The following is a 25,709-nucleotide window of genomic DNA, read 5'->3' as shown; positions in this document are numbered from 1 at the left end:
ATTGGGTGCCCGTGTAGTTGTCAGCTTGCCGTCAACCGCCGCTCATGACCGAGAAGCCACTTCTTCACTTCCAGCCCCCAGCGGTAGCCACCGAGGCTCCCGTCGGTACGCAGCACCCGGTGGCAGGGCACGAAGAGCGCCGCGGCGTTACGCGCGCAGGCGGCCGCCGCGGCCCGCACCGCGGGTGGCCTCCCGGCCAGCGCCGCGTACCCCGTGTAGGTGACCGGCGCGCCCGGCGGCACGTCCCGCAGCACCTTCCAGGCGTAGGCCATGAACTCGCCGCCGGTGTGCTGCCGTACCGGCACCGAGTCGATGGCGGCGAGATCCCCGTCCAGGTAGGACCGGACGGCCACGGTGGTCGGCCCGAGGTCGGCGCGTTGCCGTACCGACGCGCGCAGACTCGGGTGGATCAGGGGCGGCAGCGCCGCCGGGTCGGGGGTGAAGCCGGCCGCCAGGACCTGACCGTCGCGGTCGGCGAGGATGCTCAGCGGGCCGGTCGGGGTGGTCAGGACGGTGCTGTCGATGCTCATGCCGCTCTCCAGAGTCTGATCGTGGCGTAGGACCGCCAGGGGCGCCACCGTTCGGCGTGCGCGTCGAGGTTCGTGTCGGGTAGGCCGAGCGCCGTCGCGCCCCGGCGGATCGCGAGGTCGCTGTCGAGGAGGACGTCGGGGTCGCCGAGGGCGCGCATGGCGAGGTAGTCGGCGGTCCACGGCCCGATCCCGGGCAGCGCCAACAGCCGCCGCCTGGTCTCCGCGCGGTCACCCCCCGGCGCGAGATCCACGGTCCCGTCCACCACGGCGCGGGCCAGCCCGCGAATGGTCTCCCGCCGCCGCCCCGGCATCCCGAACTCCCCATCCGGAATCCCCAGAACCTCCTCCGGCGTCAGAAACCCCCGCAGGTCACCCCGTTGATCATGAAGTTGTTGTCGCGACACGCCGTCGTCGGGGGCAACAACTTCATGATCGACGCGGGTGGCCAGTAGGTGGGTCAGGGTGGTTCTCGCGGAGCGCACCGAGACCTGTTGGCCCACTATCGCGCGTACGGCCATTTCGAAACCGTCGACCGCGCGGGGGACGCGGACGCCGGGCTCGGCCGCCACCGCCGGGGCCAGGGCCGGGTCCGCCGCCAGCGTGGCGTCGACCGCCTCCGGGTCCGCGTCGAGGTCGAGCAGACGCCGGCAGCGGGCCACCGCCGGCGCGAGGTCGCGCAGGTCGGCCAGGCGCAGCGTCGCCGCCACGTGCCCGTCCGCCGGGGTCAGAGCCACCTGGCCGGGGCCGTGTGGCAACCGCAACGCCCGGCGGTACGTCCCGTCGCGTACCTCCTCGACACCCGGCAGCGCGCGTAGGGCGAGGAAGTCCAGCAGCGCGTGGGCGTGCAGGGGCGGACGGTACGCCAGCCGGAGTGTGATCGTCCCCGCCCCGATTGCCGCCAGGTGTCGGCCGCGAGCGGTCCGCAGCTCCGAGGGGGCGCTCGCGTACACCTCGCGGACCGTATCGTTGAACTGCCGCACGCTGCCGAAGCCGGCGGCGAACGCGATCTCGGCCATCCCCAGCCCGGTCGTCTCGATGAGGATCCGCGCGGTCTGCGCACGCTGGGCCCGGGCCAGTGCGAGCGGCCCGGCCCCCATCTCGGCGCGCAGCATCCGGTGCAGGTGCCGTTCGGTGTAGCCCAGTCGGGCGGCCAGCCCCGGCACGCCGTCCCGGTCGACCACCCCGTCGGCGATCAGCCGCATCGCCCGGCCCACCACGTCGGCGCGGATGTCCCACTGCGGCGAGCCCGGCGCGGCGTCCGGCCGACAGCGGCGGCAGGCGCGCAACCCGGCGCCCTGGGCGGCAGCGGCCGACGGGAAGAACCGGACGTTCTGCCGCTTTGGGGTGACCGCCGGGCAGGACGGCCGGCAGTAGATCCCGGTCGACGTCACGCCGGTGTAGAACCAGCCGTCGAACCTCTGGTCGCGACTGTCCACCGCCCGGTAGCACCGTTCGAAGTCCATCTCCACGCCACCGATGATGCCCCGCTGCTCAAGCCCCCGGCTGGCGGAAATCAGACCTGACTGTGCCCACCCCGCGCCTCCGGCCCCCGTTTGTCCCGGTGATCAAGAGGTTCGCGTCACGACACGCCGTGCGCCGTGACGCGAACCTCTTGATCACCAGGGCGGAGAGGTAGGGGTGGGGGATTCCTGCCCGGGAGTGTCGGTCGTCCCGGGTAACGTCTCGCCACCAACTCAAGAAGGGGGGCGGCGATGGCGAGCGTTGCGGGTTGGGTGGCGGCGTCGACACACGGCTCGATTCCGCCGTTGCCCCGCGCCGTGGTGCAGTCCTTCTACCGCCGGATGCGGGTCGTCGCGCCGGCTGCCGTCGGCGCCATCGAACGGGACCGGTCCGCCGACCAGGCGGAGCCGTTCGCCGACACCGCCTGCGGCCGGCTGGCCCGGTCGCTCGACGAGGCCGGTCTGCGGGCGCTCGGCATGTGGACGCATCACCGGTGCATGCGTTTCTACGACGACGACACCACCGTCGGCCGGCGGCTGATCGGGGAGATCGCGACCCGGCCCAGCCTCGGCTGGACGGCGGACGAGGTGCGCTGGATGCTGCGCGAGTCGATCTCCGCGGGCCCGGCGGCGGCGGACCGGTTCACCCTGCCCCGCGCCGCGTGCGCGCAACTGCCCGCGTCCGAGCGGCCGTTCGACGACCTGCCCACCGAGATCGAGCCTTCCGCCGGGGGCACGGCGGCGAGGCGCCGGCCCGATCCGCAGGCGTCTCCGTCGGGCGCGTCGAGCGTCACCGCCGACCCGGCCAGCGCGCGGCCCTCTCTCCTTCCCCGGCAACGCCGTGCTGGCTGAGCGGGTCGGGTCGACGCCGTGCCGGCTGAGCGGCCGCGCCGACCGATCGACGGAGGTCGGACAGGTCGACGCGCCCGACTGCTGGTAGTCCTTGAAGAATGATCGACTCCGGCAGGATGCTGGGCACGCCACACCGACGGAAGGATCGCTCATGCCCGCCAGTGAACCCACCATCCTCGCCACCAGCATGGGCTTCTTCCGTGGCGACCGGGGGCCGTCCGACCTGCGTCCCGGCCCGATCTTCGAGCTGGCCGCCGAGTTGGCCGAGGCCGGTCCGCAGCCACGGATCAGCTACCTCGGGCAGGCCGTCGGTGACCAGCCGACCTCGTTCACCGCTGTCTACGGGGCGTTCGCCGACACGCGGTTCCGTCTGTCGCACCTGGCGCTGTTCCCGATGCCCAACGTCGACGACGTCCGAGCCCACCTGCTCGCACAGGATGTGATCTGGGTCGGCGGCGGTAGCGTCGCCAATCTCGTCGCGGTCTGGCGGGTGCACGGGCTGGACGAGATCCTGCACGAGTGCTGGCAGGCCGGCGTGGTGTTGGCCGGTGTCTCGGCCGGTTCGATCTGCTGGCACGTGGGCGGCGCCACCGACAGCTTCGGACCCCGGCTGCGCGGCTACACCGGGGCGTTGGGTTGGCTGCCGTACGGCAATGGCGTGCACTACGACAGCGAGAGTCAGCGTCGGCCGCTGATGCACGAGCTGGTCGGGGACGGGACGTTGCCGACCAGCCACTGCACCGACGACGGCGTCGGCCTGGTCTACCGGGGGACCCGGCTGGTCGAGGCGGTCGCCGACCGCGAGGGCGTCTCGGCGTACGAGGTGAGTCGTCGCGCCGATGGCAGTGTGCGGGAAGAGGTCATCGCGCCCCGTCTGCTCCGCTGAGCGCCGGTCAGACCCGATCTTCGAACGCGGCACACACGGTGGCCCGCGCCTGCTGGCCGTCGATCGCCCGCAGCAGCTCCCGGGCCAGGGTGATCTGCTGCGCCTCGTCGACCGACCGGTCCATCGGCGTCACCTCCACCCGCCACCGGAAGTAGAGATAGCCGTCCTCGTCGGTGGCGGCGAGCCGCGGGTCGGCGCCCTCGTTGGTGTTGATCTCCAGCAGGTTGCCCCGGACGTCGACCGAGTCCCGGCGGTAGGGCATCGCGTCGGGCAGCCGGGCGCGGATCAGGTCGAGCAGCTCCGCCGCCGTCAGCGGGCCGTCGACCATGATGAGGAACTGCAACGTCGGCACGTCTGCCACCTTGGCAGACGCGCTGAGGAGCGACCAGGGCCCCGTTCGGCCCGGTGGAATCGGAGCCGCGTCGACCGGCCCGCTCGGCACCGGCGTAAGCTGGCTCGTCGTGAGTCTCACCATCGGCATCGTCGGCCTGCCCAACGTCGGCAAGAGCACGCTTTTCAACGCGTTGACCAAGAACGACGTGCTGGCGGCGAACTACCCGTTCGCCACCATCGAGCCCAACGTCGGCGTGGTCGGGCTGCCCGACGAGCGGCTGGGCAAGCTCGCCGAGATCTTCTCTTCGCAGAAGGTGCTGCCGGCTCCGGTGTCGTTCGTCGACATCGCCGGCCTGGTGCGCGGCGCGTCGAAGGGGCAGGGGCGGGGCAACGCGTTCCTGGCCAACATCCGCGACGCCTCCGCCATCTGCCAGGTGGTCCGGGCCTTCTCCGACCCGAACGTGGTGCATGTCGACGGCAAGGTCTCGCCGGCCGACGACATCGAGACGATCAACACCGAGCTGATCCTCGCCGACCTGCAGACCCTGGACAAGGCGCTGCCCCGGTTGGAGAAGGAGGCCAAGCTCCGCAAGGACCGGGCCGCCGCGGTCGCCGCCGCGAAGCAGGCCATCGAGGTGCTCGACGGCGGCACCACCCTCTACTCCGGGGCCGCGGCCGCGAAGATCGAGCTGGAGCACCTGCGCGAGCTGCACCTGCTCACTACCAAGCCGTTCCTGTACGTCTTCAACGTCGACGAGGCCGAACTCGCCAACGAGGCGTTCCTCGACGAACTGCGTGCCCTGGTCGCCCCCGCCGAGGCTGTCTTCATGGACGCCAAGATCGAATCCGAGCTGGTGGACCTGCCCGAGGAGGAGGCCCGCGAGCTGCTGGAGTCGATCGGCCAGAACGAGCCCGGCCTCAACCAGCTCGTCCGCGTCGGCTTCCGTACGCTCGGGCTCCAGACGTACCTCACGGCCGGCCCCAAGGAGGCCCGGGCCTGGACCGTCCCGATCGGCGCGACCGCGCCGGAGGCCGCGGGTGTCATCCACAGCGACTTCCAGCGCGGCTTCATCAAGGCCGAGGTGGTCTCCTACGGCGACCTGGTCGAGGCCGGCTCGATGGCGGCGGCGAAGGCGGCGGGCAGGGTCCGCATCGAGGGCAAGGAGTACGTCATGCAGGACGGCGACGTCGTGGAGTTCCGCTTCAACGTCTGAATCCGGCCTGTTGCACCGCCCAGCGCCTACGTGCTGCGCTACTGGAATGCGCCACCGTGGAGTGAACGCACACGCGCCGAGCGGTTCATCGCGGCTACGGGCGCGGCATGGGGACCGCGCTGGGCGATCTCAGTCGGTGGAGGACTGACCATCCTTGCCGTGGCCGGCATCATCCGGGCCGTGCCACAGCTGTGGCAGTACGACGCATCGCAGCGGTCCGAGCAGGGGACCCACCAGAGCGGCGGAGTGTCACGCGGGTCTGCGCACCCGACCGAGCGGTGCCCCGGATTCAGATCTTCCGGCCCGGCACCAGCCCATCAAGGTCGATTTTGATCGCGAATGGTGTCGTGACGCGTAGCTCATGGCGATGGATGCCCGTCGGCGCATACAACTGGGTCGGGCCGTCGAGCTCGTAGGTGTGGATCACTGGCGATCCCTCTTCCTCGACGCGCCAGTAGTTTCCGATGCCCGCCTCTGCGTATTTCCGCAGCTTGATCGTCCGATCACGGTGAGCCGATTCCGGCGAGACTACCTCGACGACCAACAGCACCTGGTCAGGCGTGTAGAAGGTGCGGTCGGGGTCGTAGTAGGGCGCATTGGTGGCGAGGAGATCGGGCTCGGGGCGGTTGCGTGGGTCAAGCCGGATGGTCATCTCCCGCTCGATCTCGACACCCGGTGGCGCCTGCTCCGCCAGAGCGAACAACAGGGCCGAGACAACTCGGCTGTGCCAGGCTCGCTGCGGAGACATCATGAAGACGAGTGCTCCATCGAGCAGTTCGGTGTGGCGGGGAGCCTCGGGAAGGTGGTCGAGGTCATCGGCAAACCACCCCTCAGGGCGAGGCGGCCGCATCCACTCGGGCACCGCAGACATGACGTCACCGTAGCATCGGGTAACGGTGCGATCCGGCACGCTGAGGCCAGCACCTCGACCGGGTAGTGGTGGGCACTGCGCCATTCCGATACGACCGGCGCCGCTGCTCACCGTATCCGCGTCACGGGCGTAGCTCCCGCAGCAGTGCGTGGACGTGACCCTTGATGTCGTCGCGCACCTGGCGGACCACGTCGATGGGCTGCCCGGCGGGGTCGGTGAGTTTCCAGTCCTCGTACCGTTTGCCCGGGAAGACCGGGCAGGCGTCGCCGCAGCCCATGGTGACGATGACGTCGCTGGCCTCCGCGGCGTCCCAGGTGAGTCGGACCGGAGTCTGGTCGGTGATGTCGATGCCGACCTCGCGCATGGCGTCGACGGCGACCGGGTTGATCGTCTCGGCGGGTTCGCTGCCGGCGCTGCGGACCTCGACGGTGTCCCCGGCGAGGTGGCGGAGCCAGCCGGCGGCCATCTGCGAGCGGCCGGCGTTGTGCACGCAGACGAACAGGACGGTGGGCTTGTCACTCATCGGGTTTCTGGCTCCTGGGTGAGGTGGGGTACGAGGACATCGTCGGCGGCGTCTGCGGCGTGGGGGTACCAGGCGGCGAGCGCGGCGACGCCGACCAGGCCACCGACGAGCTGGGCGGCCACGAAGCCGGGCACCGAGGTGGGTGCGATGCCAGCGAAGGTGTCGGTGAAGGCCCGGCCGATGGTGACGGCGGGGTTCGCGAACGACGTGGACGAGGTGAACCAGTAGGCCGCGCCGATGTAGGCGCCCACGGCGGCCGGGGCGGCCGTGGTGCGGTCGGAGCGGGCGAGGGCGAAGACGAGGACGACCAGTCCGGCGGTGGCGATGACCTCGGCCAGCCACAGGTTTCCCCCGGCCCGTTCGGTACGGGACCAGGCGACAGCCGGCAGGTTGAACATCAGGTCAGCCAGCACCGCGCCGGTGACGGCTCCGCCGGTCTGGGCGGCGGTGTAGGCGGCGAGGTCCCGACCGGTGAGGCCGGTGCCGGCACGCCGGCCGAGCCACCAGTCCACGGCGGAGACGACCGGATTGAAGTGCGCCCCGGACACCGGACCGAACGTCAGGATCAGCGCACCCAACGCGAGGGCGGTGGCGATCGCGTTTTCCAGCAGTTGGAGGCCGACGTCGGTGGGGGAGAGCCGGGCGGCGGCAATCCCGGAGCCGACCACGGCGGCGACCAGCAGGGCGGTGCCGGCGAACTCCGCCGATGCCCGCCGGGCCAGGGTGAGGCTCACGTGGCGGCAACCGGGGCGGCGGAGATGTCCAGCAGCGCGCCGAGCTGGCGGAACGCCTCCGGCTTGACCCGGTACCAGACCCAGGTGCCGCGCCGCTCCGAGTCGACCAAGCCAGCCTCGCGCAACAGCTTGAGGTGGTGGGAGATGGTGGGCCCGGACAGGTCGAATGCCGGCGTCAAGTCACAGACGCAGATCTCGGGGACCGACGCGATCATCGACATCAGCCGCAGCCGGACCGGGTCGCCCAGGGCCTTGAACAGCGGCGCGACCACCGCTGCCTGATCGGCGTCCATCGGGCGGGCCGCGATCGGGGAGCAGCAGGCGACCGCGTTGAGGTCCACCACCGGCAGCTCTTGTTTCGACATTTCTCTAGCTTGACAGACTTCAAAACAGGGTGCAACGTAGGCCTTGATTCGATAAACATCTAGGCAAGGAGATGATCGTGTCCCGTGTTCAGCTCGCCCTGCGCGTGTCCGACCTCGAAGGCTCCGTGGCCTTCTACTCGAAGCTGTTCGGCGTCGAACCGGCCAAGCGCCGGCCCGGCTACGCCAACTTCGCCGTCGAGAACCCGCCGCTGAAGCTCGTCCTCATCGAGGGCGAGGCCGACCAGTCCACCGCGCTGGATCACCTGGGTGTCGAGGTGTTCAGCACCGACGACGTCACCGCCGCCACCAAGCGCCTCACCGACTCCGGCCTGATCACGCTGGAGGAGAACGACACCGAGTGCTGCTACGCCCTGCAGGACAAGGTCTGGGTCCGCGGCCCGGGCAACGAGCGCTGGGAGGTCTACACCGTGAAGGCCGACGCCGACACGCTCGGCAAGGTGACCGACGCCGAGCCGGTGGCCAGTGGAGTCGGCTCGCGCTGCTGCTGACGGCAGATCTGCGTTCCCGGCTTCCTGAATGTCGGGGTGTCCGGCCGATCGGGACACCCCGACATCCAGGAGCTGGGGGATGATGTGGACACCGGCAGCAAGAGGACGGTGGGATCGATGGTGCTCAGCTCGTCGTTCGGTACGGCGGCGTCCGCGTACGCCCGACATCGCCCGGACTACGCGCGGGCCGCTGCGCGGTGGGCGCTCGAGTTCGCGCCCGGCCCGCGAGTACTCGACCTCGGCGCCGGCACCGGCAAACTCTCCGCCACGCTGATCGCGCTCGGCGTCGACGTCGTGGCGGTGGAGCCCGATCCGGCGATGCGCACCGAGCTCGGCCGCGCGCTGCCGACCGTACGGGCCCTCGCGGGTAGCGCGGAGGCAATCCCCCTGCCGGACGCGTCCGTCGACGCGGTGCTGGCCGGCAACGCCCTGCACTGGTTCGACATGGCCGTCGCCGGGCCGGAGATCGCCCGGGTCCTGAAGCCCGGCGGCGTCCTGGCCGGCCTCTGGAACATCCTGGACGACCGGGTCGCCTGGGTCGCCGCACTCGAACGGGTCAGTGGAAGCGCGACCATCGGCCCACGTGACACGTTGAGCAGTTGGCGTGCGGCGACGGCAGACCTGCTCGCTCCGAGCGGCGGGGTCGCCGGCCGGTTCGGTGCGCCGGAGCAGGCCGAGTTTGCCCACGGGCAGCGCCGTACCGCGGATTCTCTGGTCGCGATGCTCGCCACCCGGGCCGGGTTGCTGGTCATGCCGGAACCGGAGCGGACGGCCACGCTCGACCGGATTCGCGAGTTCCTCGCCGGAAGGCCCGAGACCGCCGAGGGTGACTTCACCCTGCCCATGCTGACCGGCGTCCTTCGCGCCCGCCGACTCTGACGGTCGTCGACGGTCGTCGTCAGGGCGGCACCGGGTTCTCGATCCGGCGCCACATCCCAGCGGAACGACGACCGCGGCCTGCGGCTGAGCTGTCGTCGCTGCTGAATACACTCCACGTCCGTGACGCCTCAGGATCTACGACGGTTCGGCTTCCCCTACCTGGTGCTGTGGTTCGCGATCTTCGGTGCCGGCAACCTCATCGGTGACGACCTGATGGTCATGCTGGTCGATGTCATGTCCGGGGCATGGCTGCCGCTGGTCGTCGTGCTGAGTTGGCTGCCATTCGGGTTGCTCATCCTCTTCCTCGCTGCGGACTCGGCACGGGTCGACGCCCCGCCGATGCGGCAGCCTTGGCTCACCCCGATAGCGCTGTGTGGCCTCGTGCTGGCAGGCCAGATTCCCACCATCCTCCGCAAGGAACGACGTTCCTCGGACGCCTACCGGCTGGCCGCCCACACTCCCGTTGGCGAGGCGCTGGCCTCCGGCCTGGTCGGTGCGTTCGGTGCCGCCATGGTCTGGACGTTGCTGTTCCTCACCGCCAGGTGGCTGCGCGGCAGGATCAGCGGCCAGCGCGTGCCGTTCAGGGACAACACCTGGGGAATGCGGCCTCGGAGCAGGCGGGTCTTCGCGACGGGCGCCACCGCGTCGGTGCTGATCGGCCTCGGCCTCGCGCTCGCCGTGTGAGTGACATGGCCGCGAGCTGGACCGGCGCGGCACTCCGACCGGGCCTCCTGCGCTCCGCCGCAGCATCGCGAGCCCTGCGGCGGCCAGCCCGAGCGCCAGAATCGCCGTACCGCAGAGGAGCAGCGTCGGGCGGGGACCGATGGCGCCGGCCAGCGGGCCGCCGAGCATGGTGCCCAGAGGCACCGCGAGAACAAGCACTGCGCTGTTCGCGGCGAGTACGGCGGGTAGCTGCTCGGTCGACACGCTGCGCTGGAACAGCGCCATCGACGTGGACATGTACGGCGCCCAGATCAGGCCCGCCAGGGCGAACGCGGGCAGGGACAGGACGACGGGCGCTCCCAGACCGAGCGGCAGCATCGCCGCGCCGAACCCGATGACGATCCCGATGATCGTCGGCTGTAGCGGCCAGTGCCGAAGATGACCGGCGAGCACACCGCCGAGGAGGCCGCCGACGCCGAAGGCGGTGTAGTACGCGCCGAGTAACGTCGCGGAACCTCGCAGGTCGTCGGTGATGTGCAGGGGCATGGCGACGTACACCGGGCCGAACAGGAAGAAGAACGCGACGCTCAGCACCAGCAGGCCCAGCAGTGTGGGCTGACGGCGGATGAACGCGAAGCCGGCGGTACGGGAGGCGCTGCGCTCGTACCCAGGGATCGTCCTGGTGGTGGGCAGCGCGAGCCGATAGGTGAGCGCCAGCACCGCGAAGGTGGCGGCGTCGACGGCGATGACCCACACCGGCCCCACCCAGCCGATCAGGATGCCGGCCAGCGGTGGGCCGACGACGGTGGCGAAGCCGGAGATGGTGGTGGGCACCGCGTTCGCCGGCAGGTGGTGTCGCGGGGGCAGCAACTCGGCGATCAGGGTGAACCGCCCGGCCGAACCCCACGAGTGCAGGAGGGCGGACGCGGCGAGCAGGGCGACGTACAGCCCGATCGTCAGCGTGCCGGTCAGGTGGGCGATCGGGATCGCGGCGAGCGCTGCGGCGCGCAGGATCGCGTCCCACCCGGCGAGCTGGGCGCCGCCGCGCCCGCGCAGCAGCCGACCGAAGGCCACCGTTCCGACAGCGCTGGGAAGGGTGTACGCGGCCACGGCGACCGCGATCCAGAGACCGCGCTGACCGGTCGGTGCGAGCTGGATGGCAAGCCAGGTCACCGCGACCACCGCCATGCCATCGCCGAGAGCGGACACGGCCAACCCGGGTAGTACGCGTCGCAGCAGGGGATGACTGACCACCGGCCAGTACGGCGAGGTACGCGGAGAACGAGGCATGAGAGCAGTCGACCGGGCATCGACGCCATCCGCCAGCAGGTACTGCTGCCAGCAGAATCAGCCCAGCGCGGAAGCGCTCGTTCGGGTGTCGGGATCGACTCGGGTCCCCGGTGGACGTCCACCGGGGACCCGAGTCGACCGACCGTTACCGCACCCGGTAGACGGAGATGTGTGACGGACTCTCCGCCGTGAACGGCTGCCGGTGCCAGTCGGCGTACCGCTCGGTGAGCGCAAGGCCCGCCTGCCGCGCCATCTCGTCGATCTGGTGCGGCCACGCGTACCGCATCGCGAACGGCTTCAGGTGCACGCCGTTGCCGTCGAAGGTGATGGTCTGGCGGATGAAGCGCTGCGCCGGCCGGTCGTACCGGTGCACTCGGATCGTCACGGAGTCCTCGGTCACCTCGCGGACCTGCAACTGCTCGTCCGCGTCGAAACCGCTCGGGTCGGGGACGAACGTCTCGATGACGAACGCCCCGCCGGGCGACAGCACCCGGGCGACGTTGCGGAACAGGTCCGCCTGCCGCTCGGCGTCCACCAGGTTGAACAGCGTGTTGAAGACCAGGTACGCCAGGCGGAACGGGCCCTGCACGCCCACGTCCGCCATGTCACCGACGACCGTGGGGATCTGGTCGCCACCGGGCTTGGCCCGCATCAGCGCCACCATCTCCTCGGACGCCTCGATGCCGTGCACGCTGAGGCCGCGCTCGGCCAGTGGCAGTGCGACCCGGCCGGTGCCGATCGCCAGTTCCAGGACCGGACCGCCGTCAGCCAGATCGGCCAGGAAGTCCACGGCCGGAGCCGGGTCGGGGTTGCCGGGGCTGTCGTATCCGGCAGCCCACAGCCGGCCGAAGAGGCCGGGATCGTCGAAGACCGACATCAGCGGCCTCCGGGGTGGGTGTCAGTGGCGCATGACTTTCTGCTCACGAAGCCTCGTTTCCTCAAGTCGGATGACGTTCGGTCGGGGGGACTTCGTCGTGTTGGGCATGGCACTGCTCCCTTCGGGCGGCGGTGCACCGAGGACACCAGAGACGCCGGGAGCCCGGCAAGGCATTTACGCCCGCCGGGCTCCCGGTCAGAAAGATCGTCAGGAGATGTGGTGCAGGATCACGTTGTGCACGTGGTGGCTCTTCTGCGCGCCGCGGAACTCCACCTCGTACGTGTGCGTGCCGACGTGGATCGCGATCGCGCCGGTGGAGAAGAACGACCCACCCCAGGACTTGTTGCTGACCACGCTCACGCTGGTGATCTTCGAGTACGGGATGCTGGTGATCGCATACCGCTTGCCGACGAAGGAGCGGTCCTGGATGATCACGCGCCGGTCGGTCAGCCCGATGAACCCGGTGCCGGTGCCGACGGCGTCGTAGACGGCGATGATCTGCTCGCCGTCGAGCAGCCCACTCTCGATCTGCTGGACCTGCTCTTTGCGGTCGTACGCGATGTTCGCCATGCGATCCAGGCTAGAAAACCGGTGCCAACGCGCCGGCTACTCAGGACTCGGTGACCGCCCGGTAGGCGTCCTCGATACGGGCGGCCAGCAGGACCTCACCCTCGGTCAGGGGCTCACCGTTGCCATGCCCCACCCGGATCAGGGTGCTGTCGGACCGGCGGCTTATCTCGGGACGCAGGTGCAGGGCGTCCGCCACGACCTTGACCCGTTCAGTCAGGGCCGCGTGTTGGGTATCGTCGATCACCAGCGTGCGCCGGATCTGCTCACCGTCCCGCGTCCAACCAGATAGCAAGGTCAACGCGTCGGAAAGGTAGTCGTGTTTGGCTCGGCTGCTGAACAGCACGCGCATTACCGCACCCCCCAAGCGCCGTTGCCGGCTTGTGGCCAAATCGTCGCCATCCCGTGTCTTGTCGGTGCCTTCTAGTCTGTCGTCGCTCGGTAGGGGTGTCCACGCCCACACTTCCGTGTTCTATTGGCCTAGCGGACGGTGTCGGTACCCAAACCGCCGATTGATCTGGCACCCTGGACGCCCGTGCAGACCGAACGGGCTAATGGTGGCGGGCAGGCCCAGCGACGGGACCTGAAGGTGATCGTGGGAGCGGCGATCATCCGGGACGGACGGGTGCTCGCCTGTGCGCGCTCCGCCCCGCCGGAGGTGGCCGGTATGTGGGAGTTCCCTGGTGGGAAGGTCGAGCCGGGGGAGGGTGAGACCGAGGCGCTGATCCGGGAGTGCGCCGAGGAGCTGGCCGTACGCGTCGAGATCGGTGCTCGGGTCGGCCGCAACGTCCGGATGGCCCATGGCCGGTCGGTACTGAAGGTGTACGCCGCCCGCCTGCTCCACGGTGACGAGCCGCAGGCGCTGGAGCACCAGGCGCTGCGCTGGCTGACCGTCGACGAACTGGACTCGGTCACCTGGCTCCCCGCCGACGCTCCCATCGTGGCCGCCCTACGCCCCCACCTGAAAACCCCCTAACCCCGCCGGCCCCTTGGGCCGGGCCAGGGGTGGGGGAATGGGGCGGGGGCTGTCGGCATCGCCGACAGCCCCCGTCTCCGGTGGTCCTGCTAGTGCTTGTCGTCCTGGTCCGGGTGCGCGAAGTTGAGGTGCTCCGGAGGCAGCGGGAAGGTCACGTCGTCGCCGAAGGGCGACGGCGCGGCGGGCCGGTCGAAGGTGAGCTCCGTCAGCGGCAGCTTGCCCCGGTCGTCGACCGCCGGAGCGGTCGGGTGGGGAACCTCGCGGTGCCAGTTGACGCCGCTCTGCGCCTGCGCCTCGGCCTGCGGGTCGTGCGAGCCACCGGCGTGCGAGTGCACGCCACCTCGGCTCGTACCCGGCAGGTTCGCCGAGCCCTGACGGGCGGTGGTCACGCTGGTCTGGGGCGTCTCGCCCCGACGGAAGATCTTGCTACCAAGCCACACAAGGGGATCGTACCTGCGGTCGACGACCCGTTCCTTCATGGGGATGATCCCGTTGTCGGTGATCTTGATGTGCTCGGGGCAGACCTCGGTGCAGCACTTGGTGATGTTGCAGAAACCGAGGCCCTGTTCCGCCTGTGCGTACTCCTTGCGGTCGGTCCGGGCGTCCAGCGGGTGCATGTCCAGCTCGGCCGCCCGGATGAAGTACCGCGGCCCGGAGAACGCCTGCTTGTTCTCCTCGTGGTCACGGATCACGTGGCAGACCGTCTGGCACAGGAAGCACTCGATGCACTTGCGGAACTCCTGCGAGCGCTCGACGTCGACCTGCTGCATCCGGTAGTCACCCGGCGCGACGTCCGCCGGCGGGGCGAACGCCGGCGTCTCCCGCGCCTTCTCGTAGTTGAACGAGACGTCGGTGACCAGGTCCCGGATGACCGGGAAGGTCCGCAGCGGGGTGACCGTGACCGTCTCGTCGTCGCCGAAGGTCGACATCCGGGTCATGCAGCCCAGCCGCGGCTTGCCGTTGATCTCCATGGAGCAGGAGCCGCACTTGCCGGCCTTGCAGTTCCACCGGCAGGCCAGGTCGGGCGCGTCGGTCGCCTGCAGGCGGTGGATGACGTCGAGGACGACCTCGCCCTCGTTCACCTCCACCATGTAGTCCTGCAGGTCGCCGCCGGTCTCGTCGCCCCGCCAGATCCGGAACTGACGCTTCGCGCTCATCGGTTGTCCGCCTCTCCAGCGTCGGCGACGAGAGCGTCGAAGTCGGTGAGCTCCTCGTCGGTGAGGTACTTGGCCAGCTCCGCCCGGTCGAAGAGGCCGATCAACTCCGGTCGCATCGTCGGCAACGGCTTGCGGGTCAGCTGCACGGTGTCACCGTCGAGCGCGCAGACCAGGTTGACCTGCCGCCACTTCGGCTCCATCGCCGGGAAGTCCTCGCGGGTGTGCCCGCCGCGCGACTCCTGCCGCTCCAGCGCCGCCTTCGCGGTGCACTCCGAGACCACGAGCATGTTGCGCAGGTCCAGGGCGAGGTGCCAGCCCGGGTTGTAGCGCCGACCACCGGCCGCGCTCACCTTGGCCACCCGCTCGCGCAGCTCCGCGAGGCGGACCAGCGCGTCGGCCAGCTCACCCTCGCGCCGGATGATGCCGACCAGATCCCCCATGACCGCCTGGAGGTCCTGCTGGAGGGTGTACGGGCTCTCGCCGGTGTCCCGCTGCAACGGGGCGAGAGCGGTCTCCACGGCGGCCTCGACGGCGTCGACTGCCACCTTCGGTCGGGCGGACAGCCCGTCGGCGTAGCTGGCCGCGTGCCCGCCGGCCCGCTTGCCGAAGACCAGCAGGTCGGACAGGGAATTGCCGCCGAGCCGGTTGGAGCCGTGCATGCCGCCGGACACCTCACCGGCGGCGAACAGTCCGCGTACGTGGCCGAAGGCGGCGCCCGAGTCCGGGTCCACCTCGACGCCGCCCATCACGTAGTGGCAGGTCGGCCCGACCTCCATCGGCTCGGCGGTGATGTCGACGTCGGCCAGCTCCTTGAACTGGTGGTACATCGAGGGCAGCCGCCGGCGGATCTCGTCGGCCGAGCGCCGGCTCGCGATGTCCAGGAAGACACCGCCGGCGGGGGAGCCCCGCCCGGCCTTGACCTCGCTGTTGATCGCTCGGGCCACCTCGTCGCGGGGCAGCAGCTCCGGTGGACGCCGGTTGTTGTCCGGGTCGGTGTACCAGCGGTCCGCCTCCTCCTCGGTCTCCGCGTACTGCTTGCGGAAGACGTCGGGGACGTAGTCGAACATGAACCGCTTGCCCTCGGAGTTCTTGAGGACACCACCGTCGCCACGGACCGACTCGGTGACCAGGATGCCCTTCACCGAGGGCGGCCAGACCATGCCGGTCGGGTGGAACTGGAGGAACTCCATGTTGATCAGCGTCGCCCCGGCGCGCAGCGCCAGCGCGTGCCCGTCCCCGGTGTACTCCCAGGAGTTCGAGGTGACCTTGTAGGAGCGTCCGACACCGCCGGTGGCCAGTACCACCGCCGGCGCCTCGAAGAGGATGAACTCGCCGGACTCGCGGTAGTAGCCGAACGCGCCCGCTACCCGGTCGCCGTCGAGCAACAACTCGGTGATTGTCGTCTCGGAGAAGACCCTGATCCGGGCGTCGTACGAGCCGAACTCGCGCTTGTCCTCCTGTTGCAGCGAGACGATCTTCTGCTGGAGGGTGCGGATCAGTTCCAGGCCGGTCCGGTCGCCGACGTGCGCCAGTCGGGGGTACTCGTGCCCACCGAAGTTGCGCTGGGAGATCTTGCCGTCCTTCGTACGGTCGAAGAGCGCGCCGTACGTCTCCAGCTCCCAGATCCGCTGCGGCGACTCCTTCGCGTGCAGCTCGGCCATCCGGAAGTTGTTGAGGAACTTGCCGCCGCGCATGGTGTCGCGGAAGTGCACCTGCCAGTTGTCCCGGCTGTTCACGTTGCCCATCGCGGCGGCGGCGCCGCCCTCGGCCATCACCGTGTGCGCCTTGCCGAACAGCGACTTCGAGATGATCGCCGTCTTCTTGCCGGCGAGGCGGGCCTCGATGGCGGCGCGCAGACCGGCGCCGCCGGCCCCGATGACGACGACGTCGTAGTGGTGTCGTTCGATCCGAGTGGTAGTGGTCATGTCAGGGGCCCTTTAGTTGATGAACCGCAGGTCGTTGAACCAGCCGGCGGACAGCGCCATCACGTAGAAGTCGGTCAGCGCGAGGGTGCCGAGGGTGATCCAGGCGAGCTGCATGTGCCGGACGTTCAACGCCGAGACGAAGGTCCACGCGCGGTAGCGCACCGGGTGCTTGGAGAAGTGCTTGAGCCGGCCGCCGATGATGTGCCGGCAGGAGTGGCAGGAGATCGTGTACGCCCAGAGCATGACCACATTGAGCAGCAGGACGAGGTTGCCCAGCCCGAAGCCGAAGCCCTTGGGTGAGTGGAACGCGAGGATCGCGTCCCACGTGTTGATCAGCGAGATGATCGCGGCGGCGTAGAAGAAGTAGCGGTGCAGGTTCTGACCGAGCAGCGGGAAACGGGTCTCCCCGCCGTACTCCTTGTGGCCGTCCGGGACGGCGCAGGCCGGCGGCGACAGCCAGAACGACCGGTAGTACGCCTTGCGGTAGTAGTAACAGGTGAGCCGGAACAGCAGCAGGAACGGCAGGGTCAGCGCCGCGTCCGGGATGATCCACCAGCCGGGCAGGAACCGGCCGAAGTGCGAGGCCTGCTCGACACACCGGTCGGTCACGCACGGGGAGTAGAACGGGGTCAGGTAGTGGAACTGGTCCACCCAGTACCACTTGTGCATGAAGACCCGGACCGTCGCGTACGCCACCCAGGCGCCGAGCCCGATCACCGTGATCAGCGGGGCGAACCACCATCGGTCGGTACGCAACGTCTTCGCCGTGATGGCGGCGCGCGCCCGCGCCCCCCGCGGCCTCGTTGCCGTTGAAGTCATTCGAGTCGTCTCCTCGACGGGCCCGTACGGGCGGGCTGCTGTCTCCGGTCGGCACGCGGACCGGCGAACCCGCACCCGCTGCCACGTCATGCGCACACCAACGACCACGCCGGATCGACCGACGCAGCTAAGTGACACACGTTACGCCGATCTTTGCGGGCCGTCCGCGCAAGGGAGTGTCCCGTGTGTCTGGCCTGGTAAAACGCCGAGGCGAGTCGACCGTCGCGGTCCTCAGCCCGACGCGCCTCCGGTGAAGTGCCAGGACGCCAGCCGCACCGAGGGCGCCGCCCACCAGGCACCGTCCACCCGGTCCGGTTGGCGCACCGTCTCCGAGCCCAGCCCGAGCACCGCGCCCGGCCCGAGCGCCCGGGGGTACGACTCAGTGAACCGCAGGTCGCGGACCGCCCGGACGACCGTGCCGTCCTCGATCAGCCACACCCCGTTGCGGGTCAACCCGGTGACGACCAGGCTCTTCGGGTCGAGCACTCGGGTGTACCAGAGGTCGCTGACCAGCAACCCCCGTCGTACTCCGGCGACCAGCGCCGCCGTGTCCGCGTCGACCACCGCGCCGGCGGCCGTGCCCGTGGTGTTCCGGCCCACCGCGCTGGCCGGCCCGGCCACCGCGGGCGAGAGTCGGAGGTTGCGGGCCATCGGGCCCCAGGTGGCGCCGCCCGCGATCGCGTGTCCGGTGGACTCCGCGCCCGCGTCGGCGGCGGTCCGCCGGTCGTGTGCGACGGCCCGCGTGGTGCCCGCCTCGACCAGGGTCACCGCCCGCCGGCCGGTCCCCTCGGCATCGAACGGGAGGCCGGACGCGCCGAGCGGATCGTCCACCAGGGTCACCAGCGGGTCGAACTGGGCCGCCCCCGGCTCGGCGAAGGACTGCCGCTCGGCGTACCGCTTGCCGTTGAAGCCGTACCAGGACAGGTTCTGCAACAGGTCCGCCACGGCGGCCGGTTCGAACACCACCTCGTAGCGCCCCGGCGGCAACTCGACCGGGTCTGCTGCCGCCTGCGCCTTCGCGGCGGCGTGCGCGCCCAACTCGGCCCCGTCGAGGTCGGACAGCCGGTCCGCGCTGTGCCGCGCGACGCCGTCCGCGCCGTCGCGGCGGGCGATGCCGTCCATCGCCGCCTCCGCCGACCGGCCGTACGCGCTGTGCCCCGCCGAGTTCGCGAACGCCGACGAGCGATGCGCGGTACGGCAGTAACCCGCCGTTGTGAGGGGTCCGGCGGCGGCCACGAACGCGGCCACCCGGTCGGCCCGCTGGTCCGGCTCGGCATGGGCGGTCGCCTCGTCGACGGGCGGCGCGACCGGCGCGGGCGTGGGCGGCACCAGGCCGGGCCATCCCGGGTCGAGTGGACCGAGGCGGGTCGCGGCCAAGGTCCGCTCGACAAGCGCGTGCAGCCCGTCAGGGGTGACGATGCTCCCGCTGCCGGCGACGGTGCGTCCGTCGACGTGCACCCGCAGCCGGACGCCGACCGTCGACTCGGAGACGTTCTGGTGGATGGCCGAGTTGGCGAAGCGGGTGAGCGCCAGATCCGCCCGCGTCGCCACCACCTCGGCCTGCACGGCCGGGCCACCGAGCCGCCGGACCAACTCGACGACCTGCCCCGCCAGATCGATCTCCGTCATGCCGAAACCCCCACCCGGACGTTGCGGAAGCGGGCCGGCGCGGCCGGGTGGCCGGTGTGTCCGACCTGGCCCGGCTGGCCCTTGCCGCAGTTGGGGGTCCCCCAGGGCACCGTCTCGCCGGAGAGCATGTCCATCGAACGCCAGAACAGCGGGCCGATCCCGGTGTACGTCGGATTGCGCAACATCCGCCCCCGCCGACCGTTCTTGATCTCCCAGCCGATCTCACAACCGAACTGGAAGTTGAGCCGCTTGTCGTCGATCGACCACGAGCGGTTGAGGTCCATCAGCACCCCGTCGTCGGTGGCCGCGATGATCTCCTCCAGGGTGTGCGGACCGGGTTCCAGGCCCACGTTCGTCATCCGCACCATCGGCAGCCGGGCCCACCCGTCGGCGCGTACGCTGCCGCCGTAGTCGAGGCCCGCCACGGCCGCGGAGTCGCGGCCCGCGAGCACCCCCACCCACCGACCGTCGCGTACCGCGTCCCGCTTGACGGCGGGGGAGCCCTCGTCGTCGAAACCGAAGCTGCCCAGCGCGCCGGGGATCGTCGGGTCGATGGTGATGTTCATCAGCTCGGAGCCGTAGCGCAGCGAGCCGAGTTGGGCCAGGTCCAGCCAGGACGTGCCGGCGAACGCGGCCTCCCAGCCGAGGATCCGGTCCAGCTCGATGGCGTGTCCGACCGACTCGTGGATCTGCAGGGCCAGCTGCTCGCTGCCGAGGATCAGATCCGTCTCGCCGGCCGGGCAGGGTGGCGCGGTGAGCAGCGCCCGGGACTCCTCGGCGATCTGCGCGGCGTGCGCGGCCAGGTCGAGCGAGTCGACCAGCTCCCAGCCGGTGGTGCCGTACTGCCCCCGGTAACTGGGCCAGGACCGCCGCTGCGTCTCGCCGTCGCCGATCGAGGTGGCCGAGATGCCGCCGCCGCACTCACGGATGCGCTGGTCGATGCGGTGACCCTCGCTGGAGACGAACCACTTCGCGGTGTCCCAGATCTGGTAGAGCCCCTCGGCCAGGTCCGCGCCGTGCTCGGCCATGGCGCGGGTCGCGCCGACCAGCAGGTCGCCCTTGTCGGACAGCGGAACCCCGAGCGGGTCGATCCGGCAATCCGAGGACCAGCTCGCCGTCACGGCCTCGACCGCGACCAGGTCGACCGCGGGGCCGGGCACCCGCGCGCTGGCCATCGCGGTCCGGGTCGCCCGCCGGCCGGCGTCGCGGGCGGCGGCGTCCGACAGATCGGGTACGGCGTGAAAGCCCCAACTGGCCCCGACCAGCGCCCGGACGCCGAGCCCGATGCTCTCGTCCTGGGTCAGCTCCTCCACGTCGCCGTTGCGCGCGGTCATCGACTCGTAGCGGCGGTGCATCACCCGCGCGTCGGCGTACCGGGCGCCCGCGTCGAGAGCGGCCTGGACGGCGGCGGTGGCCGCGTCGAACTCGGTCATGTGACGACCCTAGGGCAGCCGACCGACACCCGTCAGGGAAGAAGTTCCTCCGGCCGGATGGTGGCCCGTACCGGCTCGGTCAGTTCCAGCACCTCGCCGACCCTGGTCGTCGACTGCCGCACGTATCGGGAACCCTCCAGCCGATAGAGGTGCAGGGCCAGCGTTTCCTGCTCGACGAGGAGATACCACTCGATGCCGGCCGCAGCGTAGACATGCGGTTTCAACAGGCGGTCGATGACGGCGGTGTGAGGCGCGGTGATCTCGCCAATCAGCAGGACCGCGCTCGCCGGCACGCAGTCGGCCGTGAGGTCCAGCTCCGCCGTCACAACGAGGTCGGGGTTGAGGATCCGACTGGTGCTGAGTCGTAGGTTGACCACCGGCAGCAGGGTGCGATCCGCCGCTACGCAGCCCGGTGTCAGCGTGGCTGCGAGCGCACCGAAGATCACCTGGTGGCGTACAGACGGTGGCGGTCCGATGAGCAGGGCGCCATCGAGGAGTTCGATCCGCTCGGCCGTTACGCCAAGGGCGAGGTAGTCCGATTCAGTCCACGGCAGGCTGCGGCAAAGAATGCCGGTGGGTATCACCTGACCAGCGCACCTCATTCCCGCCTGCTGAGGTCGCACTTGTGGTGCGAGCACGCATGGATGCGGCTCGGGCTGGTGATCCGTCAAGATCGCGCTCGATCGTGGATGTAGTGGTCTCCCGGCGCGTCGAGGCCACTACATCCTGGTTCGAGCACGACCTTGACGACGCTGGGGTGGATTCGCCGTCAAGATCTGCGCAGGATCGGGGATGTTGCTGTCTCCGGCGCGGGCTGAGGCAGCAACTTCGGTGATGTTGTGAGGATCTTGGGCGCGGGCGCGGGCGCGGGCGCGGGCGCGGGCGTCGCACCTCGCACCTCGCGCCTCGGGGCGTGCGGGGCTGATGCGGACTCGTTACGCTCGGGCCCGCTGACACGTGCCGAACTTGTAGCTTATTTTCACCCTCTGGACATTGTTGTAAGTTCTCTTCGTCACTGAGGGAGGTGCCGTGGACAGCTCGGATCCCTACCTGCGGGTGAGTGACCTGCGGGTCCGCTTCGACACCTCCGACGGCGTCGTGCGCGCGGTCGACGGGGTGTCCTTCGCCGTCGAGCGGGGGCGCACGCTCGGCATCGTCGGTGAGTCCGGCTCCGGAAAGAGCGTCACGTCGCTGGCCATCCTCGGTCTGCACGATCCCAAGCGGGCCACGATCACCGGGGAGATCTCCGTCGGCGGCCGGCAGCTCGTCGGTCTGCCCGAGGAGGAGGTACGCCGACTGCGCGGCCGGGAGATGGCGATGATCTTCCAGGATCCGCTGTCCGCGCTGCACCCGTACTACACCGTCGGCCGGCAGATCGCCGAGGCGTACCGGGTGCACCACCCGAAGGTCGGTCGGCGTGCGGCCCGGCAGCGGGCGGTGGACATGCTGGACCGGGTCGGCATCCCGCAGCCCGCCCGCCGCTTCGATGCGTACCCCCACGAGTTCTCCGGCGGCATGCGTCAGCGGGCGATGATCGCCATGGCGCTGGTCAACGACCCGGCGTTGCTGATCGCCGACGAGCCGACCACCGCGCTGGACGTCACGGTGCAGGCGCAGATCCTCGACCTGCTCGCCGACCTCCAGGCCGAGTTCCACTCCGCGATCATCCTGATCACCCACGACCTCGGTGTGGTCGGCCAGGTCGCCGACGAGGTGCTGGTCATGTACGGCGGGCGGGCCGTGGAGCACGGCAGCGTGGAGCAGGTGCTCCGCTCGCCGCAGCATCCGTACACCTGGGGGTTGCTCTCCAGCGTGCCGTCGCTGCACGGCGACGCGGACGCGGACCTGGTGCCGATCCCCGGCAATCCGCCGAGCCTCATCAACCTGCCGTCCGGGTGTGCCTTCCACCCGCGCTGCCGTTACGACGACCGCGTCGGCGACCGGTCCCGTGTCGAGGTGCCCGAGTTGCGACCGGCGGGCGGCGACGGCCACCTGGTCGCCTGCCACCTGAGCGCCGAGGAGCGTGCGGCGATCTACGCCGAGAACGTGGCATCCGTGGGGGTGGCCCGATGAGCGACGAACCGCTGCTGCGGGTCCGGGGGCTGACCAAGCACTTCCCGGTACGGCAGGGGCTGCGCGCCACCGGTCTGGTGCGGGCTGTCGACGGGCTCGACTTCGACGTGCGCCCCGGCGAGACGCTCGGCCTGGTGGGGGAGTCGGGCTGCGGCAAGACGACCACCGGCCGGATGCTGGTGCGGCTGCTGGAGCCGACGAGCGGCAGCATTGAGTTCGCCGGGCGGGACATCACCCACGCCGGCCGGCGCGAGCTGCGCCCGCTGCGGCAGGAACTCCAGATCATCTTCCAGGACCCGTACGCGTCGCTGAACCCCCGGCACACGGTCGGTCGGATCGTGGCGATGCCGTTGCAGGTCAACGGCATCAAGCCGCCCGGCGGCATCAAGGCGCGGGTGCAGGAGCTGCTGGAGCTGGTCGGGTTGAACCCGGAGCACTACAACCGGTACCCGCACGAGTTCTCCGGCGGGCAGCGCCAGCGCATCGGTATCGCCCGCGCGTTGGCGCTGCGACCGAAGCTGATCGTCGCGGACGAGCCGGTGAGCGCGCTGGACGTCTCGATCCAGGCGCAGGTCGTCAACCTGCTGCGGGACCTGCAACGAGAACTCGGGTTGGCGTTCGTGTTCATCGCGCACGACCTGGCCGTGGTCCGGCACTTCTGTCAGCGGGTCGCGGTCATGTACCTGGGCCGGATCGTGGAGATCGGCGACCGGGAGGACATCTACGAGCGCCCGCAACATCCGTACACCCGGGCGCTGCTCTCGGCGATCCCGGACGTCACGCAGCTCGGTCCGGCCGGCCGGATCCGGTTGACCGGTGACGTTCCCACGCCGCTCGACCCGCCGTCCGGCTGCCGGTTCCGTACCCGCTGCTGGAAGGCGCAGGACGTCTGCGCCACCGAGCAGCCCGCGTTGATCCCGCGCGACGGAGGCCGGCAGGCCACCGCGTGTCACTTCCCCGAAGGGGAAGCGGCCGGCACGAGCCCCGAAGGGGAAGCGGCCGGCACGAGCCCCGAAGGGGAAGCGGCCGGCACGAGCCCCGAAGGGGAAGCCGCCAGCACCGGCCCCGAAGGGGAAGCAGGCAGCACCGGCCCCCAGGTAGCGGCCCCGACCGTCGAGGAGGTGTCGTCGTGAGCCTGTCCCCGGTGGAGGGTGTGGCGCTGGCCGAGATCGAGTCCGGCTCGGAGGCGAGCGGGCCGCAGGTGAAGGGTGTCGTCGGCCGTTCGCCCGGTCAGCTCGCCTGGATGCGGCTGCGCCGCGATCGCACGGCCGTGGTCAGCGGCGTACTGCTGGTGTTCTTCATGGTGTTGGGGTTGTCCGCCCCGCTGATCGAGATGGTCTACGGCGTCGGGCCGCGCGAGCAGTTCCAGAGCCTGCTGGACGGCTTCGGCATGCCGCTGGGTTACGTCGGCGGGGTCACCGGGGAGCACTGGTTCGGCCTGGAACCGGGGTTGGGCCGGGACATCTTCATCCGGTTGATCTACGGGCTGCGCACGTCACTGTTCATCGCGTTCGCCGCCGCGCTGATCACCGCCACGATCGGCATCGCGCTCGGCGCGCTGGCGGGCTACCTCGGCGGCTGGCTGGACGCGGTGATCAACTGGATCACCGACCTGACTCTCGCCATGCCGTTCCTGATCATCGCGTTGGCGCTCACCCCCACGATCACGCTGCGCTTCTACGGCGAGCGGGGGCAGGTGTCTTCCGCGTTCGGGGTGGGGGTGCTGATCGCCGTCTTCGCGATCTTCGGCTGGACCAGCACGGCCCGGCTGGTACGTGGGCAGGTGATCGCGCTGCGCGAGCGGGAGTTCGTGGAGGCCGCCAAGGCCAGCGGCGCCGGGTTGGGGCACATCATCTTCCGGCAGCTCCTGCCGAACATCTGGGCGCCGATCCTGGTGTCGTTCTCCCTGGCGGTGCCGCAGTTCATCACCAGCGAGGCCGCGCTCTCCTTCATCGGCGTCGGCCTCAGCGACGAGACGCCGAGCTTCGGCCGGATGATCTACCGCAGTCTGGACTTCCTCCAGACCGACCCGGCGTACGTGTTCTTCCCGGGCATCACGATCTTCGCGCTGGTGTTCGCCTTCAACCTCTTCGGCGACGCGTTGCGGGACGCGCTCGACCCGAAGTCGTCCCGGTAGGGGTCACAATCATGGCGCGATTTCTGATCAAGCGACTCTTCTCCGCCACGCTGACCCTGTTCGCGGTGAGCGTGTTGACGTTCCTGATGTTCTTCGCCCTGCCCCGCGATCCGGTGAGCAGCATCTGCTCCAAGAACTGCAACGCGGAGCGGTTGGAACGGGTCCGCGATGACCTGGGCCTCAACGACCCGTTGATCAGCCAGTACGCCGGCTACATGAAGGGCATCGTCGCCGGTCGGGACCTGGGCAGCGCTCAGGGCGGCCGGTGCGACGCGCCCTGCCTGGGCTGGTCGTACGTCACCAACGAGGCCGTCTCGGACACCATTGCCCGGGTGCTGCCGGTGACGCTGAGCATCGTGATCCCGGCGGCGATCCTCTGGCTGCTGCTCGGGGTGGGACTGGGCATGGTCTCGGCGCTGCGCCGGGGCACCTGGCTGGACCGGGCGGCCATCGGCTTCTCGCTCACCGGCGCGTCGTTGCAGCTCTACTTCGTGGGCGCGGTGCTGCTGCTGGTGTTCGTCTACAACCTGCGGTGGCTGCCGGTGCCCAGTTACACCTCGCTCTTCGACAATCCGGCGAAGTGGGCCAGTGGGCTGGTGCTCGCCTGGGTGTCGTTGGCGTTCCTGTTCTCGGCGATCTATGCCCGGCTGTCGCGGGCGCAGATGCTGGAGACGCTGTCCGAGGACTTCGTCCGGACCGCGCGGGCCAAGGGCCTGGCCAAACCCAAGGTGTACGGGCGACACGCGCTGCGCGCGGCGATCACTCCGGTGGTGACCATCGCGGGGCTGGACGTGGGCGGGGCGCTGGGCGGCACGGTGATCACCGAGACGACGTTCGGCATCCAGGGGTTGGGGCGTACGGCGGTGGACGCCGTGCGCTCGGGCGACCTGCCCACCATCATGGCGACCGTGCTGATCGCCGCCGTCTTCGTGGTGCTGGCGAACGTGCTGGTGGACCTGCTGTACGCGGCCATCGACCCACGGGTGCGGCTGCGCTGAGCCGTGCGC

26 protein-coding genes and 1 pseudogene are annotated in these 25,709 nt (G+C 70.3%); 10 read left to right on the top strand and 17 right to left on the bottom strand.

What is annotated here, in order from left to right; genetic code table 11:
* Nucleotides 1–20: 20 nt before the first annotated feature.
* Together ABZ272_RS15660 and ABZ272_RS15655 are read right to left on the bottom strand one after the other, a co-directional pair.
* Nucleotides 21–530 (bottom strand): methylated-DNA--[protein]-cysteine S-methyltransferase, encoded by a 510-nt coding sequence (locus ABZ272_RS15660; RefSeq protein ID WP_355050637.1) that lies wholly within the window; start codon nucleotides 528–530, stop codon nucleotides 21–23.
* Entirely contained in the window at nucleotides 527–1,999 is a 1,473-nt protein-coding gene (locus tag ABZ272_RS15655) for an AlkA N-terminal domain-containing protein (protein WP_355050636.1), read from the bottom strand. Before ABZ272_RS15655 ends, ABZ272_RS15660 begins: the two co-directional genes overlap by 4 nt.
* 243 nt (nucleotides 2,000–2,242) lie before the next feature.
* On the opposite strand from ABZ272_RS15655, the pseudogene ABZ272_RS15650 reads away from it, so the two are divergent.
* Both ABZ272_RS15650 and ABZ272_RS15645 read left to right on the top strand, forming a co-directional pair.
* Nucleotides 2,243–2,668 (top strand): annotated as a pseudogene (locus ABZ272_RS15650) (hypothetical protein); the annotation flags it as partial.
* Between the two features lie 325 nt (nucleotides 2,669–2,993).
* Nucleotides 2,994–3,728: a peptidase E gene (locus tag ABZ272_RS15645; RefSeq protein ID WP_355050635.1), complete on the top strand. Its 735-nt coding sequence runs from the start codon at nucleotides 2,994–2,996 to the stop codon at nucleotides 3,726–3,728.
* Nucleotides 3,729–3,735: 7 nt separating this feature from the next.
* Here the strand turns inward: ABZ272_RS15645 and ABZ272_RS15640 are convergent, their stop codons facing one another.
* Nucleotides 3,736–4,080 carry a hypothetical protein gene (locus tag ABZ272_RS15640; RefSeq protein ID WP_355050634.1) on the bottom strand — a complete coding sequence of 115 codons (345 nt, stop codon included), beginning with the start codon at nucleotides 4,078–4,080 and terminating at the stop codon, nucleotides 3,736–3,738.
* A 109-nt stretch (nucleotides 4,081–4,189) separates the two neighbouring features.
* Here ABZ272_RS15640 and ychF point away from each other — a divergent pair, with 109 nt between their 5' ends.
* The gene (ychF, locus tag ABZ272_RS15635; RefSeq protein WP_355050633.1) at nucleotides 4,190–5,275 is read left to right on the top strand and encodes a redox-regulated ATPase YchF; all 1,086 of its coding nucleotides are present in this window, start codon (nucleotides 4,190–4,192) and stop codon (nucleotides 5,273–5,275) included.
* A gap of 289 nt (nucleotides 5,276–5,564) precedes the next feature.
* Here the strand turns inward: ychF and ABZ272_RS15630 are convergent, their stop codons facing one another.
* From ABZ272_RS15630 to ABZ272_RS15615, 4 genes are all read right to left on the bottom strand, one after another.
* Nucleotides 5,565–6,146: a Uma2 family endonuclease gene (locus tag ABZ272_RS15630; protein WP_355050632.1), complete on the bottom strand. Its 582-nt coding sequence runs from the start codon at nucleotides 6,144–6,146 to the stop codon at nucleotides 5,565–5,567.
* A gap of 121 nt (nucleotides 6,147–6,267) precedes the next feature.
* Nucleotides 6,268–6,669: an arsenate reductase ArsC gene (locus ABZ272_RS15625; RefSeq protein WP_355050631.1), complete on the bottom strand. Its 402-nt coding sequence runs from the start codon at nucleotides 6,667–6,669 to the stop codon at nucleotides 6,268–6,270.
* Nucleotides 6,666–7,403, bottom strand: a complete 738-nt coding sequence (locus tag ABZ272_RS15620; protein WP_355050630.1) for an MIP/aquaporin family protein — start codon at nucleotides 7,401–7,403, stop codon at nucleotides 6,666–6,668. Before ABZ272_RS15620 ends, ABZ272_RS15625 begins: the two co-directional genes overlap by 4 nt.
* Nucleotides 7,400–7,768 carry a metalloregulator ArsR/SmtB family transcription factor gene (locus ABZ272_RS15615; protein WP_355050629.1) on the bottom strand — a complete coding sequence of 123 codons (369 nt, stop codon included), beginning with the start codon at nucleotides 7,766–7,768 and terminating at the stop codon, nucleotides 7,400–7,402. Before ABZ272_RS15615 ends, ABZ272_RS15620 begins: the two co-directional genes overlap by 4 nt.
* 77 nt (nucleotides 7,769–7,845) lie before the next feature.
* Here ABZ272_RS15615 and ABZ272_RS15610 point away from each other — a divergent pair, with 77 nt between their 5' ends.
* Together ABZ272_RS15610 and ABZ272_RS15605 are read left to right on the top strand one after the other, a co-directional pair.
* Nucleotides 7,846–8,277 (top strand): ArsI/CadI family heavy metal resistance metalloenzyme, encoded by a 432-nt coding sequence (locus ABZ272_RS15610; RefSeq protein WP_355050628.1) that lies wholly within the window; start codon nucleotides 7,846–7,848, stop codon nucleotides 8,275–8,277.
* Nucleotides 8,278–8,394: 117 nt separating this feature from the next.
* Nucleotides 8,395–9,156, top strand: a complete 762-nt coding sequence (locus tag ABZ272_RS15605; RefSeq protein WP_355050781.1) for a class I SAM-dependent methyltransferase — start codon at nucleotides 8,395–8,397, stop codon at nucleotides 9,154–9,156.
* Nucleotides 9,157–9,291: 135 nt separating this feature from the next.
* On the opposite strand, the gene ABZ272_RS15600 is transcribed toward ABZ272_RS15605, so the two are convergent.
* The 4 genes from ABZ272_RS15600 to ABZ272_RS15585 form a co-directional block, all read right to left on the bottom strand.
* Nucleotides 9,292–11,109: an MFS transporter gene (locus tag ABZ272_RS15600; RefSeq protein WP_355050627.1), complete on the bottom strand. Its 1,818-nt coding sequence runs from the start codon at nucleotides 11,107–11,109 to the stop codon at nucleotides 9,292–9,294.
* Nucleotides 11,110–11,254: 145 nt separating this feature from the next.
* Nucleotides 11,255–11,986, bottom strand: coding sequence for a class I SAM-dependent methyltransferase (locus ABZ272_RS15595; RefSeq protein WP_355050626.1), 732 nt, complete (start codon nucleotides 11,984–11,986; stop codon nucleotides 11,255–11,257).
* Nucleotides 11,987–12,193: 207 nt separating this feature from the next.
* Nucleotides 12,194–12,556 carry a PH domain-containing protein gene (locus tag ABZ272_RS15590; protein ID WP_355050625.1) on the bottom strand — a complete coding sequence of 121 codons (363 nt, stop codon included), beginning with the start codon at nucleotides 12,554–12,556 and terminating at the stop codon, nucleotides 12,194–12,196.
* A gap of 40 nt (nucleotides 12,557–12,596) precedes the next feature.
* Nucleotides 12,597–12,905 (bottom strand): 4a-hydroxytetrahydrobiopterin dehydratase, encoded by a 309-nt coding sequence (locus ABZ272_RS15585; RefSeq protein ID WP_355050624.1) that lies wholly within the window; start codon nucleotides 12,903–12,905, stop codon nucleotides 12,597–12,599.
* A gap of 183 nt (nucleotides 12,906–13,088) precedes the next feature.
* Here ABZ272_RS15585 and ABZ272_RS15580 point away from each other — a divergent pair, with 183 nt between their 5' ends.
* A complete protein-coding gene (locus ABZ272_RS15580) occupies nucleotides 13,089–13,529 on the top strand; it encodes a (deoxy)nucleoside triphosphate pyrophosphohydrolase (RefSeq protein ID WP_355050623.1) in 441 nt (146 codons plus the stop codon).
* Between the two features lie 89 nt (nucleotides 13,530–13,618).
* Here the strand turns inward: ABZ272_RS15580 and ABZ272_RS15575 are convergent, their stop codons facing one another.
* The 6 genes from ABZ272_RS15575 to ABZ272_RS15550 all read right to left on the bottom strand — a co-directional run bounded on the left by ABZ272_RS15575 (nucleotide 13,619) and on the right by ABZ272_RS15550 (nucleotide 21,076).
* The gene (locus tag ABZ272_RS15575) at nucleotides 13,619–14,686 is read right to left on the bottom strand and encodes a succinate dehydrogenase/fumarate reductase iron-sulfur subunit (RefSeq protein WP_355050622.1); all 1,068 of its coding nucleotides are present in this window, start codon (nucleotides 14,684–14,686) and stop codon (nucleotides 13,619–13,621) included.
* Complete coding sequence (locus ABZ272_RS15570; RefSeq protein WP_355050621.1) at nucleotides 14,683–16,611, bottom strand: fumarate reductase/succinate dehydrogenase flavoprotein subunit; 1,929 nt, start codon at nucleotides 16,609–16,611, stop codon at nucleotides 14,683–14,685. The genes ABZ272_RS15575 and ABZ272_RS15570 overlap by 4 nt, the downstream gene beginning before the upstream one ends.
* 12 nt (nucleotides 16,612–16,623) lie before the next feature.
* Nucleotides 16,624–17,430, bottom strand: coding sequence for a hypothetical protein (locus ABZ272_RS15565; protein WP_355050620.1), 807 nt, complete (start codon nucleotides 17,428–17,430; stop codon nucleotides 16,624–16,626).
* Nucleotides 17,431–17,661: 231 nt separating this feature from the next.
* Nucleotides 17,662–19,059 (bottom strand): metallopeptidase TldD-related protein, encoded by a 1,398-nt coding sequence (locus ABZ272_RS15560; RefSeq protein WP_355050619.1) that lies wholly within the window; start codon nucleotides 19,057–19,059, stop codon nucleotides 17,662–17,664.
* On the bottom strand, nucleotides 19,056–20,492 hold the full coding sequence (locus ABZ272_RS15555; RefSeq protein ID WP_355050618.1) for a TldD/PmbA family protein: 1,437 nt from the start codon (nucleotides 20,490–20,492) through the stop codon (nucleotides 19,056–19,058). The genes ABZ272_RS15560 and ABZ272_RS15555 overlap by 4 nt, the downstream gene beginning before the upstream one ends.
* Before the next feature lie 32 nt (nucleotides 20,493–20,524).
* The gene (locus ABZ272_RS15550) at nucleotides 20,525–21,076 is read right to left on the bottom strand and encodes a Uma2 family endonuclease (protein ID WP_355050617.1); all 552 of its coding nucleotides are present in this window, start codon (nucleotides 21,074–21,076) and stop codon (nucleotides 20,525–20,527) included.
* Nucleotides 21,077–21,521: 445 nt separating this feature from the next.
* On the opposite strand from ABZ272_RS15550, the gene ABZ272_RS15545 reads away from it, so the two are divergent.
* The 4 genes from ABZ272_RS15545 to ABZ272_RS15530 are packed head-to-tail and all read left to right on the top strand — an operon-like array spanning nucleotide 21,522 to nucleotide 25,700.
* The gene (locus ABZ272_RS15545; protein ID WP_355050616.1) at nucleotides 21,522–22,565 is read left to right on the top strand and encodes an ABC transporter ATP-binding protein; all 1,044 of its coding nucleotides are present in this window, start codon (nucleotides 21,522–21,524) and stop codon (nucleotides 22,563–22,565) included.
* On the top strand, nucleotides 22,562–23,698 hold the full coding sequence (locus ABZ272_RS15540) for a dipeptide ABC transporter ATP-binding protein (RefSeq protein ID WP_355050615.1): 1,137 nt from the start codon (nucleotides 22,562–22,564) through the stop codon (nucleotides 23,696–23,698). Before ABZ272_RS15545 ends, ABZ272_RS15540 begins: the two co-directional genes overlap by 4 nt.
* On the top strand, nucleotides 23,695–24,702 hold the full coding sequence (locus ABZ272_RS15535; RefSeq protein ID WP_355050614.1) for an ABC transporter permease: 1,008 nt from the start codon (nucleotides 23,695–23,697) through the stop codon (nucleotides 24,700–24,702). Before ABZ272_RS15540 ends, ABZ272_RS15535 begins: the two co-directional genes overlap by 4 nt.
* An 11-nt stretch (nucleotides 24,703–24,713) precedes the next feature.
* Nucleotides 24,714–25,700, top strand: a complete 987-nt coding sequence (locus ABZ272_RS15530) for an ABC transporter permease (RefSeq protein WP_355050613.1) — start codon at nucleotides 24,714–24,716, stop codon at nucleotides 25,698–25,700.
* Nucleotides 25,701–25,709 lie beyond the last annotated feature (9 nt).

It is taken from the genome of Micromonospora sp. NPDC005979, assembly GCF_040614415.1.
Classification (GTDB): domain Bacteria; phylum Actinomycetota; class Actinomycetes; order Mycobacteriales; family Micromonosporaceae; genus Micromonospora.
The sequence above is the reverse complement of the archived record's forward strand: the minus strand, read 5'-3'. Positions and strand labels throughout refer to the sequence as shown.

Bases quoted from the DNA above. Each gene is read 5' to 3' on its own strand.
- ABZ272_RS15660 (WP_355050637.1), bottom strand. From the start codon at position 530: ATGAGCATCGACAGCACCGTCCTGACCACCCCGACCGGCCCGCTGAGC.
- ABZ272_RS15645 (WP_355050635.1), top strand. From the start codon at position 2,994: ATGCCCGCCAGTGAACCCACCATCCTCGCCACCAGCATGGGCTTCTTC.
- ABZ272_RS15630 (WP_355050632.1), bottom strand. From the start codon at position 6,146: ATGTCTGCGGTGCCCGAGTGGATGCGGCCGCCTCGCCCTGAGGGGTGG.
- ABZ272_RS15625 (WP_355050631.1), bottom strand. From the start codon at position 6,669: ATGAGTGACAAGCCCACCGTCCTGTTCGTCTGCGTGCACAACGCCGGC.
- ABZ272_RS15615 (WP_355050629.1), bottom strand. From the start codon at position 7,768: ATGTCGAAACAAGAGCTGCCGGTGGTGGACCTCAACGCGGTCGCCTGC.
- ABZ272_RS15605 (WP_355050781.1), top strand. From the start codon at position 8,395: ATGGTGCTCAGCTCGTCGTTCGGTACGGCGGCGTCCGCGTACGCCCGA.
- ABZ272_RS15600 (WP_355050627.1), bottom strand. From the start codon at position 11,109: ATGCCTCGTTCTCCGCGTACCTCGCCGTACTGGCCGGTGGTCAGTCAT.
- ABZ272_RS15595 (WP_355050626.1), bottom strand. From the start codon at position 11,986: ATGTCGGTCTTCGACGATCCCGGCCTCTTCGGCCGGCTGTGGGCTGCC.
- ABZ272_RS15590 (WP_355050625.1), bottom strand. From the start codon at position 12,556: ATGGCGAACATCGCGTACGACCGCAAAGAGCAGGTCCAGCAGATCGAG.
- ABZ272_RS15585 (WP_355050624.1), bottom strand. From the start codon at position 12,905: ATGCGCGTGCTGTTCAGCAGCCGAGCCAAACACGACTACCTTTCCGAC.
- ABZ272_RS15575 (WP_355050622.1), bottom strand. From the start codon at position 14,686: ATGAGCGCGAAGCGTCAGTTCCGGATCTGGCGGGGCGACGAGACCGGC.
- ABZ272_RS15570 (WP_355050621.1), bottom strand. From the start codon at position 16,611: ATGACCACTACCACTCGGATCGAACGACACCACTACGACGTCGTCGTC.
- ABZ272_RS15565 (WP_355050620.1), bottom strand. From the start codon at position 17,430: ATGACTTCAACGGCAACGAGGCCGCGGGGGGCGCGGGCGCGCGCCGCC.
- ABZ272_RS15560 (WP_355050619.1), bottom strand. From the start codon at position 19,059: ATGACGGAGATCGATCTGGCGGGGCAGGTCGTCGAGTTGGTCCGGCGG.
- ABZ272_RS15555 (WP_355050618.1), bottom strand. From the start codon at position 20,492: ATGACCGAGTTCGACGCGGCCACCGCCGCCGTCCAGGCCGCTCTCGAC.
- ABZ272_RS15540 (WP_355050615.1), top strand. From the start codon at position 22,562: ATGAGCGACGAACCGCTGCTGCGGGTCCGGGGGCTGACCAAGCACTTC.
- ABZ272_RS15530 (WP_355050613.1), top strand. From the start codon at position 24,714: ATGGCGCGATTTCTGATCAAGCGACTCTTCTCCGCCACGCTGACCCTG.